This window comes from Streptomyces sp. NPDC033229 (genome assembly GCF_055576875.1).
This window is the reverse complement of the sequence record NZ_JBVIQR010000024.1, coordinates 89,349-105,245: the sequence shown is the minus strand read 5'-3', so window position 1 is coordinate 105,245 and position 15,897 is coordinate 89,349. Positions and strand designations below refer to the sequence as shown.

Sequence of the window (15,897 nt, the reverse complement as noted above, 5' to 3'; positions counted from 1 at the left end):
TCGCGAAGCGGTTAGGTGCCGTTGCCCCGCTCACGCCGTCGCCCTACGGGCCGTCGCGAAGCGCGGGCGGTTGTTGAGGTCGGGGTGGTCGGCCGCGTCGGCCCAGCCCTTCTCCTCGGTGAAGATCCACGGCACCTGGCCGCCCTGGGTGTCGGCGTGCTCGATGACGACGACGCCGCCCGGGCGCAGCAGCCGGTGGGCGGTGCGCTCGATGCCGCGGATGGTGTCGAGGCCGTCCTCGCCGGAGAACAGCGCGAGCTGCGGGTCGTGGTCGCGGGCCTCGGGCGCCACGAACTCCCACTCGGTGAGCGGGATGTACGGCGGGTTGCTGATGACCAGGTCGACCTGGCCGTCGAGCTCCGGCAGCGCGGTGAGGGCGTTGCCGTGGTGCAGGGACACCCGGGAGCCCTCGACGTTCTTACGGGCCCAGCCGAGGGCGCCCTCGTCCAGCTCCACGGCGTGCACGCGGGAGCGCGGCACCTCCTGCGCGAGGGCCAGGGCGATGGCCCCGGAGCCGGTGCACAGGTCGACGATCAGGGGCTCGACGACGTCCATGGCCCGTACGGCGTCTATGGCCCAGCCGACGACCGACTCGGTCTCGGGGCGGGGCACGAAGACTCCGGGGCCCACCTGGAGTTCGAGGTAGCGGAAGAACGCGCGGCCGGTGATGTGCTGGAGCGGCTCCCGGGCCTCGCGGCGGGCGACGGCCTCCCAGTAGCGGGCGTCGAAGTCGGTGTCGGCCACGTTGTGCAGCTCACCCCGCTTGACGCCGTGCACGAACGCGGCCAGCTCCTCCGCGTCGAAGCGCGGAGAAGGTACGCCGGCGTCGGCCAACCGCTGGGTGGCTTGCGCCACCTCGGCGAGCAGCAGGTTCACGTTGATCCTCTCGCGCTTTCGTCACGGCGGCTGTCCTGGCCGTCGGTACGGGCTCGATGGGTCGAGCCCGCCCGGCGACCGCGGACGCGTCGCACGCCGCATTGGGGCATTGTCTCAGTCGGTCAGCCGGCGTCAGCCAGTTTGGCGGCCGAGTCGGCGTCGACGCACGCCTGGATGACCGGGTCCAGCTCGCCGTCGAGCACCTGGTCCAAGTTGTACGCCTTGAACCCGACCCGGTGGTCGGAGATGCGGTTTTCCGGGAAGTTGTACGTACGGATCTTCTCGGAGCGGTCGACCGTGCGGACCTGGCTGCGACGGGCGTCGGCGGCGTTCTTCTCCGCCTCCTCCTGGGCCGCGGCGAGCAGCCGGGAGCGCAGGATGCGCATGGCCTGCTCCTTGTTCTGGAGCTGGCTCTTCTCGTTCTGACAGGAGGCGACGATGCCGGTCGGCAGGTGCGTGATGCGGACCGCGGAGTCGGTGGTGTTGACGGACTGGCCGCCGGGGCCCGACGAGCGGTAGACGTCGATGCGCAGGTCGTTGGCGTGGATCTCGACGTCGATCTCCTCGGCCTCGGGCGTGACGAGCACGCCGGCGGCGGAGGTGTGGATCCGGCCCTGGGACTCGGTGGCGGGCACGCGCTGCACGCGGTGCACTCCGCCCTCGTACTTCAGCCGCGCCCAGACGCCCTGGCCGGGCTCGGTGGCGCCGTTGCCGCCCTTGGTCTTCACGGCGACCTGGACGTCCTTGTAGCCGCCCAGCTCGGACTCGGTGGCGTCGATGATCTCGGTCTTCCAGCCGACGCGCTCGGCGTAGCGCAGGTACATCCGCAGCAGGTCGCCGGCGAAGAGCGCCGACTCGTCGCCGCCCGCACCCGCCTTGACCTCGAGGATGACGTCCTTGTCGTCGCTGGGGTCGCGCGGGACGAGCAGCAGGCGCAGCTTCTCGGTGAGCGCCTCGCGCTGCTTCTCGATCACCTTGACCTCGGCGGCGAAGTCCGGGTCGTCGGCCGCGAACTCGCGCGCGGTCTCGATGTCCTCGCCGGCCTGCTTCCAGGAGCGGTAGGTCCCGACGATCGGGGTCAGCTCCGCGTAGCGCTTGTTGAGCTTGCGGGCGTTGGCCTGGTCCGCGTGCACGGCGGGGTCGGCGAGCCGCTTCTCGAGGTCGGCGTGCTCACCGATCAGTTCCTCGACTGCCTCGAACATCAAGTTTCCCTAGCTGGAAGGTGACGGGCCTGCTGGACGACAAAGCGCCGGTCCGGTCACCCCTCGCGCGCGAAGGGCGACCGAGAACCGGCGCCTGCGGGTCGCTACTTCTTGGCAGCGGCGGCCTTGCCGAAGCGGGCCTCGAACCGCGCCACGCGGCCACCGGTGTCGAGGATCTTCTGCTTGCCCGTGTAGAACGGGTGGCACTCGGAGCACACGTCGGCACGGATGGTGCCGTCCGCGACGGTGCTACGGGTGGTGAACGAGGCGCCACAGGTGCAGCTGACCTGGGTCTCGACGTAATCCGGGTGGATGTCGCGCTTCAAGGGATCTCCTAGGTTCGGGAGGGCGCCGGGTCGCAGAGGCGGGATTGCCTTACGTGAACCGGGGCCGACGTACCAGTTTGCCAGTACTGGCCGTATCCCCCAAAACGTGGGGTGGCGGCCAAGTATTCCCCCGTTGTCCGGGCCCCGGGCCGATAGCCGCCCCGGGGGAAAAGACGCAGGTGGGGGCCTCGGTGGCGGCCCCCGAGAGGGCTGCCGGGGCGGATCGGCCGATTACCAGCCGGCCGGCCGGCTGCTTGACGGGGCTCTTCCTGGCCTTATCGGGAGGCCTTTTTCCCGTCGGCCTTGCCGGCCGAGCCGGCCGAGACCTGCTTGACGGCGTTGTCCGCGTCGGTCTTCGTGCCCGCGCCGTCCTTGAGCGCGGACTGCGGTATCTCCCGGTCGGCGCGGAGCGCCTTCCACACCTCGGCGGACTCGGCCTCGAGCGGCACCACCCGGTTGGGGTCCCGGGGGTCGTACGTGACCGGCAGCGTGACCATGCGCATGTCCTCCGACTGGATGCCCTTGAGCCCGTTGGCGAAGCTCATCAGCTTGTCGAGCGAGGCCAGCTCCCGGTCGGTGGTGACGGCCTTGGTGGCGGTGTCGGCGAGACCGTAGAGCTTGGTGGGGCTGGTGAACAGGCCCACCGACTTGATCTGGTCCAGCAGCGCCTTGATGAACGTCTGCTGGAGCTTGATCCGGCCGAGGTCGCTGCCGTCGCCGACGCCCTTGCGGGTGCGGACGAGCGCGAGGGACTTCTCGCCGTCGAGGGTGTGGGTGCCCGCGGCGAGGTCGAGGTGGCTCCACTTGTCGTGGATGGGCTTGGCGGTGGTGACCTCCACCCCGCCGAGCTTGTCGATCATCTTCTGGAAGCCGGCGAAGTCGACCTCCAGGAAGTGATCCATCCGGATGCCGGTCATGCTCTCGACGGTCGCGACCGCGCAGGCCGGGCCGCCGATCGAATACGCCTCGTTGAACTGCGCGCGCTTCACGGCCGGGGTGGTTTTGCCCTCGGACGTCCTGCACTCGGGGCGGGAGACGATGGTGTCGCGCGGGATGCTGACGATGCTGGCCTTCTTGTGGCCCTCGTAGACGTGCAGGATCATCGCGGTGTCCGAGCGGGCGCTGCCCTCGTCCGTGCCGTACTTGGCATTGGCACCGGCCCGCGAGTCGGAGCCGAGGACGAGGATGTCCTGCGAGCCGTTGTCGACGTCCTTGGGGCGGTTCTTGCCCAGCGCGGCGTTGATGTCGACGCCGGTCAGATTGCCGTTGAACTTGAAGTAGAGGAACCCGAGGCCGCCGCCTCCGAGCAGAACGAGCCCGGCGAGGGCCCAGGCGGCTATTCGCCAGCCCTTGCGACGGGCCGGGGGCTTGCGGCGCCGGCCACGTGACCCGCCGGCACGCCGACGGCGCGATCCCGCCCTCGTGCCCTTGCTGTCGTCAGCCATACGTCCTCAGTCCTCCGCTGCTCTCCGGCTACCCCCTGCCGCCTTGGTCAGGCATGGTGTCCCGTCATCCGGTCAGACGGGAGAGCCTGCGCCAGGGTTGCACAGCGGGTTCTGAGGACCTTCTTAGAAAGCGCGCGGGGCACCGCCCTCGCGCGCACCGGTCACGACCCCGCCCACCTGCGATTTCAGCCAGAAAGAGGCGAAAGTTCAGGCCAATATCGGACGGCGGCGCTGTGGCGCAAATCTCAGCCGGTCACGAGGCGGACTCGGGATGATCACGACTGCGACACGGCGCGGCCGGAGGGCGCCGACGCCGGACGCACGACCGCCCCGCCACTTGAAGTGGCGGGGCGGTCGTGGTGATGCGTGGCTGACGCGTCGTGCGTCAGAGCGGATCAGTCGTTGCCGTTGCCCGAGGAGGGCGTCGTCTTCGCGATCTGCATCAGGAACTCGGCGTTGGACTTCGTCTGCTTCATCTTGTCGAGAAGCAGCTCGATGGCCTGCTGCGAGTCGAGCGCGTGCAGCACCCGGCGGAGCTTCCAGACGATCGCCAACTCATCGGCACCCAGGAGGATCTCCTCCTTGCGGGTACCGGACGGGTCGACGTCCACGGCCGGGAAGATGCGCTTGTCGGCGAGCTTCCGGTCGAGCTTGAGCTCCATGTTGCCGGTGCCCTTGAACTCCTCGAAGATCACCTCGTCCATGCGCGAGCCGGTCTCGACGAGCGCGGTGGCCAGGATGGTCAGCGAGCCGCCGTCCTCGATGTTGCGCGCGGCACCGAAGAACTTCTTCGGCGGGTAGAGCGCGGTCGAGTCGACACCACCGGACAGGATGCGGCCCGAGGCCGGGGCGGCCAGGTTGTAGGCACGGCCCAGACGGGTGATCGAGTCCAGCAGGACGACCACGTCGTGACCCAGCTCGACGAGGCGCTTGGCGCGCTCGATGGCCAGCTCGGCGACGGTGGTGTGGTCCTCGGCCGGACGGTCGAAGGTCGAGGAGATGACCTCGCCCTTGACCGACCGCTGCATGTCGGTGACCTCTTCCGGACGCTCGTCGACCAGGACGACCATCAGGTGGCACTCGGGGTTGTTCGTGGTGATCGCGTTGGCGATCGCCTGCATGATCATGGTCTTGCCGGTCTTCGGCGGGGCCACGATCAGACCGCGCTGGCCCTTGCCGATCGGCGCGACCAGGTCGATGATCCGGGTCGTCAGCACACCCGGGTCCGTCTCCAACCGCAGGCGGTCCTGCGGGTAGAGCGGGGTGAGCTTGCCGAACTCCGGGCGGCCACGGCCGGTTTCGGGCGCCATGCCGTTCACCGAGTCGAGGCGGACGAGGGCGTTGAACTTCTCGCGCCGCTCGCCGTCCTTCGGCTGCCGCACCGCACCGGTGACATGGTCACCCTTGCGCAGGCCGTTCTTACGGACCTGGGCGAGGGAGACATAGACGTCGTTCGGGCCCGGGAGGTAACCGGAGGTCCGGATGAACGCGTAGTTGTCGAGGATGTCGAGGATGCCCGCGACGGGGATCAGGACGTCGTCGTCGGAGACCTGCGGCTCGTTGCCGAAGCCGGCCTCGTCACGGCCGCGGCGGCCACGGCGGTCGCGGTAGCGGCCGCGACGGCCACGACGGCCGCCCTCGAAGTCGTCGTCGTCCTGCGGGCCGCCCTGGCCGCCCTGGCCGCCGCCCTGCGGGCCGCGGTTGTCGCGCTGCTGCTGACGGTCCTGACGGTCGCCGCCCGCCTGGCCGGCGCCGTCGCGGTTGCCACGGCGGTCACGGTCACGCTCGCCGCGCTCGCCACGGTCACGCTCGCCGCGCTGGCCGCGCTCGGCACGCTCACCGCGCTCGCGGCGGTCGCCCTTGCCGGCGCGCTCGCCGCGCTCCTGACGCTCGCCGCTCTTGGCGGCCTTGCCCTCGGCGGTGTCCACGGCCGTCTCGGCCTTGGCCTCGGCCCGCTCCTCGACCTTGACCTCGGTCTTGGTCTCGGTGGTAGCCGTCTCGGGGCTGCCCGAGGGCGCGGTCGCACGACGGCGACGGCGCTCGCCGGCCGGCTGCTCGTCGCTGCTCGGCTGGCCCGGGATCTCGATCTGCTGCTGGGCAGCGGCCTTCTCGGCCGGCTTCTCGGCGGCCGCCTCACCCGTACGGGCCTTGGAGGTCGCACGGCGCTTCGGCTTGGTCTCGGCGGGGGCCGCCTCGGCGGCCTTGGCGGACGAGCCGGAGCCGGCCTGCTTCTCCTTGATGACCTCGATCAGCTGGCCTTTGCGCATCCGCGCGGTGCCCTTGATGCCGAGGCCGGAGGCAACCTGCTGGAGCTCGGCCAGGACCATGCCGTCGAGGCCGGTGCCCGAGCGGCGCCGCTTGGGCGCGGCAGAGGCACCGGTGGCAGGCGCGGCGGGAGCGTCCGTGGCGGGCGCGGAGGCATTGCCGGCGTCACTGCCTGCAGTGCCGGCGGCGTTCACGCCCATCAGATCGGTGGTGTCGCTCACGAAGGGTCCTTCCCTGGAGCGGGCGTCGGCCTGTCTGGCTCGGCGACCGGTTGTGCTGTCCGGCTGCGGTCCTGGAATGCGGACCGGGCCTGGGCGGTGGTCCGCCGGTACGGCGGAAGAATCAGGTTCATTGGTTTCGGCGTGAAGGAATCAGTGAAGACATGGCGTTTCACTTCACTCATGTCACCCACGCCGATTCCGGAGCGTGCTCGAAGCTGCTCAGGCAGGCTGCTCAGGCAGTTTGGGAGGCTCCCGGAAGAAAAGCGGTCCCTGATCGGGACACAGAGCACCGAGCCGATGTGGCTTCGAGTGCAGACTTGAGGTTAACACTACCGGATCCCACAAACATTCCCCCTCTCAAAGACCGGCAACCGCAATTTTCGGGTGCCCGGGGTCGCCCCCGGACACCGCTGGTCAGGACAGCGGCAGCACGCTCGTCCCCCCGGCGTCGAGAGTCAGCCGATTGGCCGCCCACCCCTCGCCCGCCAGTCGTGCGACCTTGTCGGCCGCACCGTCCTCGACCAGCGCGAGCACCGTGGGGCCCGCGCCGGAAATGACCGCGGGGACGCCGTCCGCGCGCAGTCGGTTGACCAGGGCCACGCTCTCCGGCATTGCCGGAGCGCGGTATTCCTGGTGGAGCCGGTCCTCGGTGGCCGGCAGCAGCAGCTCCGGACGCCTGGTCAGGGCCTCCACGAGCAGCGCCGCGCGCCCGGCGTTGGCCGCCGCGTCCACATGGGGGACGTTGCGCGGCAGCAGCCCGCGCGCGGTCTCGGTCAGTACGGCCTTGGAGGGCACGAAGACCACCGGAACGATGGAATCCGCCGGGTCCATCCGAATGGCCCGCGCGGCCCCCGCCTCGGTCCAGGCCAGGGTGAATCCGCCGAGCAGACAGGCGGCGACGTTGTCCGGGTGGCCCTCGATCTCGGTGGCCAGCTCGAGCAGCGCGGCGTCGTCGAGCCGCTCGGCCCCGCCTATCGTCACGGCGCGGGCGGCGACGATGCCCGCGCAGATGGCGGCGGAGGAGGAGCCGAGGCCCCGCCCGTGCGGAATGCGGTTGGCACAGACGACCTCGAGGCCGCGCGGCTGGCCGCCGAGCAGGTCGAAGGCGGTACGCAGGGACCGTACGAGCAGATGACTCTCGTCACGCGGCAGGGTTTCGGCACCCTCGCCCGCGATGTCGATGTGCAGCCCGGATTCGGCCACCCGGACGACGACGTCGTCGTAGAGCCCCAGGGACAGGCCGAGGGCATCAAAGCCGGGACCGAGATTTGCGCTGGTGGCAGGGGTGCGCACTCGGACGGCGGCGGCGCGGAACGCGGGACCGGCCATCGCTCGAAGACTCTCCTTGGTGTGGCCTCGGTGGGGCGTGCAACGTCCGCAAGGGGCCGCGACGGCGATGTCGCGTGGGGGCGACAGGGGTCTGCGACGGGGCGGAGTGAGTACAGCCTATCGAAGGAAGGTTCTGCGGCGACATAGGGCGCACGGGAGGCGCACGAAGCGTGTCGCCTACGGCGCGCCGGGTATGCCACCAGCTGGGCTGATTTGTTGTCCTCAAGCGCCGGGCGGCTGCTGTGCTCTGCCCTCAATCGCCGGGCAGGCTTGTTTCCGGCCAGTCCGGGCAACTACCAGCCCGTCCGGCGCTTGAGGACACGGGGTCCGGGGCGGAGCCCCGGATACGAGCCGTCAGACGAGACCGAGCCGCTGCGCGGCAACCGTGGCGTCCACCGGCACGGTGATGGGCTGCGGCGCGCCGGCCACCGCCCAGTCGGGGTCCTTGAGGCCGTTGCCCGTGACCGTGCAGACGATGCGCTGGCCCGGATCGACCAGACCCAGCTCGGCGGCCTTGAGCAGACCGGCGACGCTCGCCGCCGAGGCGGGCTCGACGAAGACACCCTCCTGCGAGGCCAACAGGCGGTAGGCGGCCAGGATCTGTCGGTCGGTCACCTCGTCGATGAGACCGCCCGACTCGTCCCGCGCCTCCTCGGCGAACTGCCAGGAGGCGGGGTTGCCGATGCGGATCGCGGTGGCGATGGTGTGCGGGTCCTTGACGGGCTCGCCGCGCACGATCGGCGCGGAACCGGAGGCCTGGAATCCCCACATCCGGGGGTTGCGGGAGGAGATCCCGTCGGCGGCGTACTCGCGGTAGCCGCGCCAGTAGGCGGTGATGTTGCCCGCGTTGCCGACCGGCAGGACGTGGATGTCCGGCGCGTCGCCGAGCATGTCGACGATCTCGAAGGCCGCCGTCTTCTGGCCCTCGATCCGGACCGGGTTGACGGAGTTGACCAGCGCCACCGGGTAGTTGTCGGACAGCTTGCGGGCCAGCGTGAGGCAGTCGTCGAAGTTGCCGTCGACCTGGAGGATGCGGGCGCCGTGGACCAGCGCCTGGCCCATCTTGCCGAGCGCGATCTTGCCTTCCGGCACCAGAACGGCACAGACCATTCCGGCGCGTACGGCGTAGGCGGCGGCCGACGCGGAGGTGTTGCCGGTGGAGGCGCAGATGACGGCCTTCGCGCCCTCCTCCTTGGCCCGCGTGATGGCCATGGTCATGCCGCGGTCCTTGAAGGACCCGGTGGGGTTGGCGCCCTCGACCTTCAGGTGCACCTCGCAGCCCGTGCGCTCGGAGAGCACCTGGGCCGGTACGAGCGGCGTGCCTCCCTCGCGGAGCGTGACGACCGGCGTGTCGGCGGAGACCGGGAGCCGGTCGCGGTACTCCTCGATGATGCCGCGCCACTGGTGGGTGCGGGAGGTCTGGCGACCGTTGTTGGCAGACATTGCTTTCGTAACTCCCCTACTCGCCTTCAACGCGCATGATGCTCGCGACGCCGCGGACCGTGTCCAGCTTGCGCAGCGCCTCGACGGTCGCCGAGAGGGCGGCGTCGGGTGCCCGGTGGGTGACGACGACGAGGGACGCCTCGCCGTCCTTGCCCGTCTGGCGGACGGTGTCGATGGACACGTCGTGCTCGGCGAAGACCGTGGCGACCTGGGCGAGGACACCCGGCTTGTCGGCCACGTCGAGGCTGATGTGATAGCGGGTGACGACCTCGCCCATCGGGCTCACGGGCAGCCGGGTGTAGGCCGATTCGCCGGGGCCGGTGGCCTCGCCGAGTTTGTTGCGGCAGACGGCCACGAGGTCGCCGAGGACCGCGGAGGCGGTCGGCGAGCCGCCCGCGCCCGGCCCGTAGAACATCAGCTGTCCGGCCGCCTCGGCCTCGATGAACACCGCGTTGTAGGCCTCGCGCACGGAGGCGAGGGGGTGGCTCAGCGGGATCATCGCCGGGTGCACGCGGGCGGTGACGGACTGCCCGTCGGCGGCCCGCTCGCAGATGGCGAGCAGCTTGATGGTGCAGCCCATCTGCTTCGCGGACGCGAAGTCGGCGGCGGTGACCTCGGTCATGCCCTCGCGGTGCACGTCGTCCAGCCGGACCCGGGTGTGGAAGGCGATGCCGGCCAGGATCGCGGCCTTGGCGGCGGCGTCGAAGCCCTCGACGTCGGCGGTCGGGTCCGCCTCGGCGTAGCCCAGGGCGGTGGCCTCGTCCAGGGCCTCGGAGTAGCCGGCGCCGCTGGTGTCCATCTTGTCGAGGATGAAGTTGGTCGTGCCGTTGACGATGCCGAGCACCCGGTTGACCTTGTCGCCGGCGAGGGACTCGCGCAGCGGCCGGACGAGCGGGATGGCGCCCGCGACGGCGGCCTCGTAGTAGAGGTCGGCGCCGTGGCTCTCGGCGGCGGCGTGCAGGGCGGCACCGTCCTGGGCGAGCAGCGCCTTGTTCGCGGACACGACGCTGGCGCCGTGCTCGAACGCGGTCGTGATCAGCGCGCGGGCGGGCTCGATGCCGCCGATGACCTCGATGACCACATCGATGTCCTCGCGCTTGACGAGCGCGGTGGCATCGGTGGTGATCAGCTCCGCGGGCACCCCCGCGCGCACCCGGCTCGGGCGGCGGACGGCGATGCCGGCGAGCTCGACGGGCGCGCCGATGCGCGCCGCGAGGTCGTCCGCGTGCGTCGTCATGATGCGCGCCACCTCTGAGCCGACCACTCCACAGCCCAGCAGCGCCACTTTCAGCGGACGCGTACGCATCATCCGACCTCGTTTCTCATACATCTTCGGTAGTTCACCAGTCTCACTCACTGGACGGGGGTTTCCCTCCCCGGGTCCAGTATTCGAGATCTTTGTTTCCGTGGGCCGACATCTGTCTGTCAACGGAATCATCTGTCAGCTAAATGCCAGCCGACGCATTTCGGCCGACACGGGGTTGCCCGGCGCGGTTTACCCGACGTCGAGACGGAGAAGGTCCTCCTCCGTCTCACGTCGCACGATGACCCGCGCGGCACCATCCTTCACCGCTACGACCGGCGGGCGCAGCGCATGGTTGTAATTGCTGGCCATCGAGCGGCAGTACGCGCCGGTCGCGGGCACGGCGAGCAGATCGCCGGGCGCCAGGTCGGCGGGGAGGAAGGCGTCCCGGACGACGATGTCGCCGGACTCGCAGTGCTTGCCGACGACGCGGGAGAGCATCGGCGCGGCGGTGGAGGTGCGGGAGACCAGCGCGACGGAGTACTCGGCGTCGTAGAGCGCGGTGCGGATGTTGTCGGACATGCCGCCGTCGACGCTCACGTACGTCCGCAGTCCGGGCAGCTCCTTGATGGTGCCGACCTCGTACAGCGTGAAGGCCGTGGGCCCGACGATGGCGCGCCCGGGCTCGACGGACAGGCGCGGCACGGCGAGCCCGGCGGCCGCGCACTCGCGGGTGACGATGTCGCCGAGCGCCCGGGCGATCTCGTGCGGCTCGCGCGGGTCGTCCTCGGGGGTGTAGGCGATGCCGAGGCCGCCGCCGAGGTCGATCTCGGGAAGCTCGATGCCGTGCTCGTCACGGATCTCCTTCAGCAGCCCGACGACGCGGTGGGCGGCCACCTCGAAGCCGGAGGTGTCGAAGATCTGCGAGCCGATGTGCGAGTGGATGCCGATGACCTCGAGCCCGTCGAGCTTGAGCGCGCGGCGGACGGCCTCGGCCGCCTGCCCGCCGGCCAGCGCGAGGCCGAACTTCTGGTCCTCGTGGGCGGTGGCGATGAACTCGTGGGTGTGCGCCTCGACGCCGACGGTGACGCGGATCTGGACGCGCTGGCGCTTACCGAGCCGCTCGGCGATGTGGGCGACGCGGACGATCTCCTGGAAGGAGTCGAGGACGATCCGCCCGACGCCGGCCTCGACGGCGCGGGTGATCTCCTCGGTCGACTTGTTGTTGCCGTGCAGTGCGATGCGCTCGGCGGGCATCCCGGCGTCGAGGGCGGTGGCGAGCTCCCCGGCGGAGCAGACGTCGAGGTTGAGGCCCTCCTCGTGCAGCCAGCGCACGACGGCCCGGGAGAGGAACGCCTTGCCGGCGTAGAAGACGTCGGCCTCGTCGCCGAAGGCGTCGCGCCAGGCGCGGCAGCGGGCGCGGAAGTCGTCCTCGTCGAGGAAGTAGGCGGGGGTGCCGAACTCCTCGGCGAGCCGCTTCACGTCGAGCCCGCCGACGGTGGCGACACCTTCGGCGTTCCGCGTGACGGTGCGGGACCACACGCGCGGGTCGAGCTCATTGAGGTCGGTGGGCGGAGCGGTGTAATGCCCCTCGGGAAGGACATCGGCGTAGCGGGGCCCGGCGGGGTGGGCGGAGCGGCTCATGGGCTCTGATCTCCTCAGAGGTGTGCGGGTGCGGTGATGCCGAGCTGGTGGAGGCCGTCGGCGAGCACCTTGCCCGAGGCCTCGGCGACGGCCAGTCGGGCGCGGTGAACGGCCGAGGGTTTCTCGTCGCCGCGGGGCAGCGTGGGACACGCCGCGGTCCAGCGGAGGAAGGCGTCGGCGACCCGTTCGAGATGCCGGGCGAGCCGGTCGGGCGCTCGGGTGGCACTGACGCGGGCGTGATCGGCGAGGACGGCCAGGAGAGCTCCGGCGTCCTCGCTGTGAAGCTCCCCGACCTCGGGTGAGAACCCCAGGTCACGGGCGTTGCGCAGCAGTGCCCGGCTACGGGCGTGGGCGTATCGGACGCGGAAGAGCGGGTTGCTCTCGCGCTGCGCGAGCAGCAGATCGCGGTCGAGGCCGGGCGGGCAGAGCAGGCTCCACCGGGCGGCGTCCGTGCCGAGCCGGCGCAGCAGCGCGGGGTCGGGTTCGGGGAGCGGGAGGGGCCGGGCCGTCTCCCCTGCGCCCAGCAGCCCCCGCACCAGCTCCGCCTGGGTGGCGCCGGCGAGGGTGATATTGAGGAATCCGGGCCCGGCGATGTCGACCGCCGCGATCCCCGGCTCCCGTACGAGCCGCCGTCGCAGCACCTCGGCGACGTCGAGGGCGGGGCGGCCGGTGTCCTGGGCGATCCGCAGGGCGACGTTGGTGGCGTAGTCCCCGCATCCCGGCCGGGGCGGAACCCGCACGGTGACCCGCTCCGGCACGACGGCGCACAGCTCGTCGGCCTCGACGGCGCGACGCACGGTGTGCAGCACGGTGCGGGTGAGATCGGCGGGGGTCACAGGGTCAAGCCTAGGGGAGGTGGGGGGCCACTCCGCGAACAGGTTTCACCAGACGGGACGGAATGAGGGACCACCGCGGGCGCTGCGGCTACCCGGCGGGCCGCGCGACCGGCTCCACCTCCCCGGGGGTGCGGACCCCCGGCAGCCCGTCCTCGCCCTCGACTTGACCGCACCCCATGAGCCGCCGGACGAGCCGCACCATCTCCGTCGGCTCGAACGGCTTCGCCAAAAAGGCGTCCACTCCGGCGGCCCGGCCGCCGTCGACCTCCAGCTGTGTGCAGGCGCTGATGATCGCGATCGGTATGTCCCGCGTGCGGACATCGGCTCGTAGCCGAGCGGCGGCCTGCAGTCCGTCGAGCCGCGGCATGACGACGTCGAGCGTCACGACATCGGGACGCACGCGATGCACGATCTCCAGGCACTCGGCACCATCGGCCGCGGTCACGACCTCGAAGCCTTCGAGCTCGAGGTTGACCCTGATCAACTGCCGGATGACCTTGTTGTCGTCGACAACGAGGACCCGGCCGGACAAGCCAGGCACACCCCGAGGGTAGGCGCGCCCGCCGCGCCGCGTCCGGGTTTTCCCCACTTCCGCCCCGTGCGAGCGAGCCGCCCCCGACCGCGCCACCCCCCACCGCCCCACGCGCTGATCCCCCGCCCCGACCACCCCCGACCACCTGTTACTTCCCACCCGACAAGAGCTGGTAGGGTTCTACCCGTCGCCGCGAAACGCGGAAGACACGCCCCCGTAGCTCAGGGGATAGAGCAACGGCCTCCGGAGCCGTGTGCGCAGGTTCGAATCCTGCCGGGGGCACTTCACTTGAAGTGCCAAAAGACCCCGCCATCAGCAGAGATGCCGATGCCGGGGTCTTCGCGTATGCGCAGCCGGATGCAGCCGTGAGCCACCGCATGTCGGGGTCTGTGGACTATTCGTGGACAGAGGCCGGACCACTCCCCCGCAGGTCACCCCCAGGAACGACGAAGGCCCCCGGACGAATCCAGGGGCCTCGAACCTTGCCGGGCTCACTCGTACTCGCGCAAGAGTCCCTCGATACGGGCGTTGGCGATCTCGAACCGCCCTGCGATGCACTTCGCGTAGCGGGTCAGGAGAACCTCGACGCTGTTGCCCGCCCGCACGGCCACCTCGGTCGGGTCGGTGCCCGAGTTGAGCCAGGTCGAGAGCGCCGAGTGCCGGGCGGCGTACGGACAGTCCGCCAGTAACGAACTCTGCTCGGTCGGCGGGAGGGCCAACTGTCGAGCTTCCTCCCAGACGCGGCTGTACGTCCGCGCCGACAACGGAGCGTGGGAGCCTCCTGGCGGAATCCTGGAACTCGACGAGGCACCCGAGGAGGGCGTCCGTCGCGAGGCCTACGAGGAAGCCGGGATAAAGGTCGAGGTCGGGGAACTCACGGTTATCTACAAGAACATGGCCCGAGGCATCGTCGCCCTGGTCTTCCGGTGCCGCCCTGAGGGGGGTTACGAGCAGCTGTCTGACGAGTCCGTTGCCATGGAGTGGCTGACGCGCGCCGAGGTGTCCGACAGGATGGGCGAGGTCTTCGCTGTGCGGGTGCTTGATGCCCTACGTGATCACGGTCCGTACGTACGAGTGCACGACGGCCGTCGCCTCAGCGACAGGAACTGACTTCAGGCAGCCAGCCACACCTGACGATGGCGAGCGATCTCGTAGAGCTGGTCGACCTGCCGGGCATCCAAGACGCCAGTTACGGGTCCGAGTGCGGCGATCTCCCTATCGCGGTAGACCTTGACGTCAAGCAATGTGGGCGCCTGCTTCAGTTCGGTTATGCCGACGAAGACAAGGACTGGCACCACGGCGACCGCGTAACCGCTGTGGCTCTCCAGTACTCGCTGAACACGCTTGGCCTCGTAGCGACTCTTCCGGGTGTACGGGTGGGGCGTGCCGTAGTTGACCTTGACCGAGTCGTTGCCGACCCACACGGCCTTACCGGGGTGGGTCTTGGTGTTGATGCTGAATACCCCGCCCGGCCCGATCAGTAAGTGGTCGATGTCCACTTGCCTCGGAAGCGCCACGGAGTGCAGCACACGCCAGCCACTTCCCGACAAACGCTGTAACTCCTTGCCCACACGCCGCTCCCCGGCCAACCCTGTGCGCCACGAGTCCCATTTGTTGCTCCGCCGCAGCAGCAGGTCGATGGCACGTTCCACGGGGCCAGGTCCCTCGGTTTTGATCTTCTCCCGTATCGCTGTACCGGGGCGGTTCGACGCGAGGTCGTCATGGGCTGTCAGTGGCGGAAGTACCGGCAGCTTAGGGAGCCGCGGCAGCCGAGGGGCGGGAGGCGTGGGCAGCGGAAGGTACTTAGCAAGGATCTTCATGGCGGCGGAGCGGTATTCCTCGCGAAGAATCGTGACCTTTCCTGTGGCGGTGTCCAGCCAAGCCACCGCCACGCCACTCGGCAGGGTCACATAGAGCCGATCAGGCCCATGATGCTCCGAAATCGTGATCTTCAGTTCGCTCACGCCATCCCCCCGGATTCCGTGTCATCCCCGTAGGTATGGCAGCAGTCCAGGCGCATAGCCGCAAGACGACCTGCCCGGTCAAAGTTTCTCTACTTCATCAAGGCTCGCTCCGCTCGCTGCGCGGCCGTCCGCGCATGCGGGTCACACTCCTCGCCCACTGATGAGCCTGAGAGGCCCCGCGGTCGTTCCCGCCTCGATCCCCGTCCCGGGTACGTGGGCGTGGCCAGGCCCACGACGTGGGTCCGCACCAGTCCCCCTCCACCCACGCCGCAAGCATCCGGATCCTTTAGAGATCCATGCCGCTCAACGCGGCGGCGCCGGCCGACGCCGCCGCCCTGCCCCCTCCTCGTCTCCGCCGCCGGGGGCCGGTCGCCGTCGCCGCCCGCGCCCACAAGTGGGCCAAAAGCCGGGGCGGTGGGGGGTCCGGTCGGCTCCACGGCTTTACCCACCTCCCCGGTTCGGGTCCCGCGTCGAGCAAGACCAGGGGGCCACTCGGACACATTGCGGGCAGGGGTGAAGCCTGCCCGAGTAGCTGGCAAGCGTACGGCCCCCTGATCATGCCCGACCCCAA

General features: G+C 70.2%; 13 protein-coding genes, 1 tRNA gene and 1 pseudogene. 2 read left to right on the top strand and 13 right to left on the bottom strand.

Going from position 1 to position 15,897, the window contains the following annotated elements; all coding sequences use genetic code 11:
• Positions 1-30: 30 nt before the first annotated feature.
• The 11 genes from prmC to ACZ53N_RS21650 form a co-directional block, all read right to left on the bottom strand.
• A complete protein-coding gene (gene prmC, locus ACZ53N_RS21700) occupies positions 31-876 on the bottom strand; it encodes a peptide chain release factor N(5)-glutamine methyltransferase (protein ID WP_469142464.1) in 846 nt (281 codons plus the stop codon).
• Positions 877-998: 122 nt separating this feature from the next.
• Entirely contained in the window at positions 999-2,078 is a 1,080-nt protein-coding gene (prfA, locus tag ACZ53N_RS21695) for a peptide chain release factor 1 (protein WP_130879929.1), read from the bottom strand.
• A 104-nt stretch (positions 2,079-2,182) separates the two neighbouring features.
• The gene (gene rpmE, locus ACZ53N_RS21690) at positions 2,183-2,404 is read right to left on the bottom strand and encodes a 50S ribosomal protein L31 (protein ID WP_087926259.1); all 222 of its coding nucleotides are present in this window, start codon (positions 2,402-2,404) and stop codon (positions 2,183-2,185) included.
• 275 nt (positions 2,405-2,679) lie between these two features.
• On the bottom strand, positions 2,680-3,849 hold the full coding sequence (locus ACZ53N_RS21685) for an LCP family protein (protein ID WP_469142463.1): 1,170 nt from the start codon (positions 3,847-3,849) through the stop codon (positions 2,680-2,682).
• Between the two features lie 395 nt (positions 3,850-4,244).
• On the bottom strand, positions 4,245-6,335 hold the full coding sequence (rho, locus tag ACZ53N_RS21680; protein WP_469142462.1) for a transcription termination factor Rho: 2,091 nt from the start codon (positions 6,333-6,335) through the stop codon (positions 4,245-4,247).
• 414 nt (positions 6,336-6,749) lie between these two features.
• Entirely contained in the window at positions 6,750-7,664 is a 915-nt protein-coding gene (gene thrB / locus ACZ53N_RS21675; RefSeq protein WP_184732575.1) for a homoserine kinase, read from the bottom strand.
• A 354-nt stretch (positions 7,665-8,018) separates the two neighbouring features.
• Complete coding sequence (thrC, locus tag ACZ53N_RS21670; RefSeq protein ID WP_469142461.1) at positions 8,019-9,107, bottom strand: threonine synthase; 1,089 nt, start codon at positions 9,105-9,107, stop codon at positions 8,019-8,021.
• 16 nt (positions 9,108-9,123) lie between these two features.
• Positions 9,124-10,416 carry a homoserine dehydrogenase gene (locus tag ACZ53N_RS21665; RefSeq protein ID WP_469142460.1) on the bottom strand — a complete coding sequence of 431 codons (1,293 nt, stop codon included), beginning with the start codon at positions 10,414-10,416 and terminating at the stop codon, positions 9,124-9,126.
• A gap of 186 nt (positions 10,417-10,602) precedes the next feature.
• Positions 10,603-11,994, bottom strand: coding sequence for a diaminopimelate decarboxylase (gene lysA / locus ACZ53N_RS21660; RefSeq protein ID WP_469142459.1), 1,392 nt, complete (start codon positions 11,992-11,994; stop codon positions 10,603-10,605).
• Positions 11,995-12,008: 14 nt separating this feature from the next.
• Entirely contained in the window at positions 12,009-12,830 is an 822-nt protein-coding gene (gene nrtL, locus ACZ53N_RS21655; protein WP_469142458.1) for an ArgS-related anticodon-binding protein NrtL, read from the bottom strand.
• Positions 12,831-12,918: 88 nt separating this feature from the next.
• Positions 12,919-13,371, bottom strand: a complete 453-nt coding sequence (locus tag ACZ53N_RS21650) for a response regulator (protein WP_469142457.1) — start codon at positions 13,369-13,371, stop codon at positions 12,919-12,921.
• Between the two features lie 201 nt (positions 13,372-13,572).
• On the opposite strand from ACZ53N_RS21650, the gene ACZ53N_RS21645 reads away from it, so the two are divergent.
• Positions 13,573-13,644 (top strand) — tRNA-Arg (locus tag ACZ53N_RS21645).
• A gap of 209 nt (positions 13,645-13,853) precedes the next feature.
• On the opposite strand, the pseudogene ACZ53N_RS21640 reads toward ACZ53N_RS21645, so the two are convergent.
• Positions 13,854-14,114: pseudogene (locus tag ACZ53N_RS21640) on the bottom strand (tyrosine-type recombinase/integrase); the annotation flags it as partial.
• Here ACZ53N_RS21640 and ACZ53N_RS21635 point away from each other — a divergent pair.
• Entirely contained in the window at positions 14,107-14,472 is a 366-nt protein-coding gene (locus ACZ53N_RS21635) for an NUDIX domain-containing protein (protein WP_469142484.1), read from the top strand. The pseudogene ACZ53N_RS21640 and the gene ACZ53N_RS21635 sit on opposite strands and share 8 nt — an antisense overlap.
• Positions 14,473-14,474: 2 nt before the next feature.
• Here ACZ53N_RS21635 and ACZ53N_RS21630 read toward each other — a convergent pair whose 3' ends face one another.
• A complete protein-coding gene (locus ACZ53N_RS21630) occupies positions 14,475-15,326 on the bottom strand; it encodes a nuclease-related domain-containing protein (RefSeq protein WP_469142456.1) in 852 nt (283 codons plus the stop codon).
• Positions 15,327-15,897 lie beyond the last annotated feature (571 nt).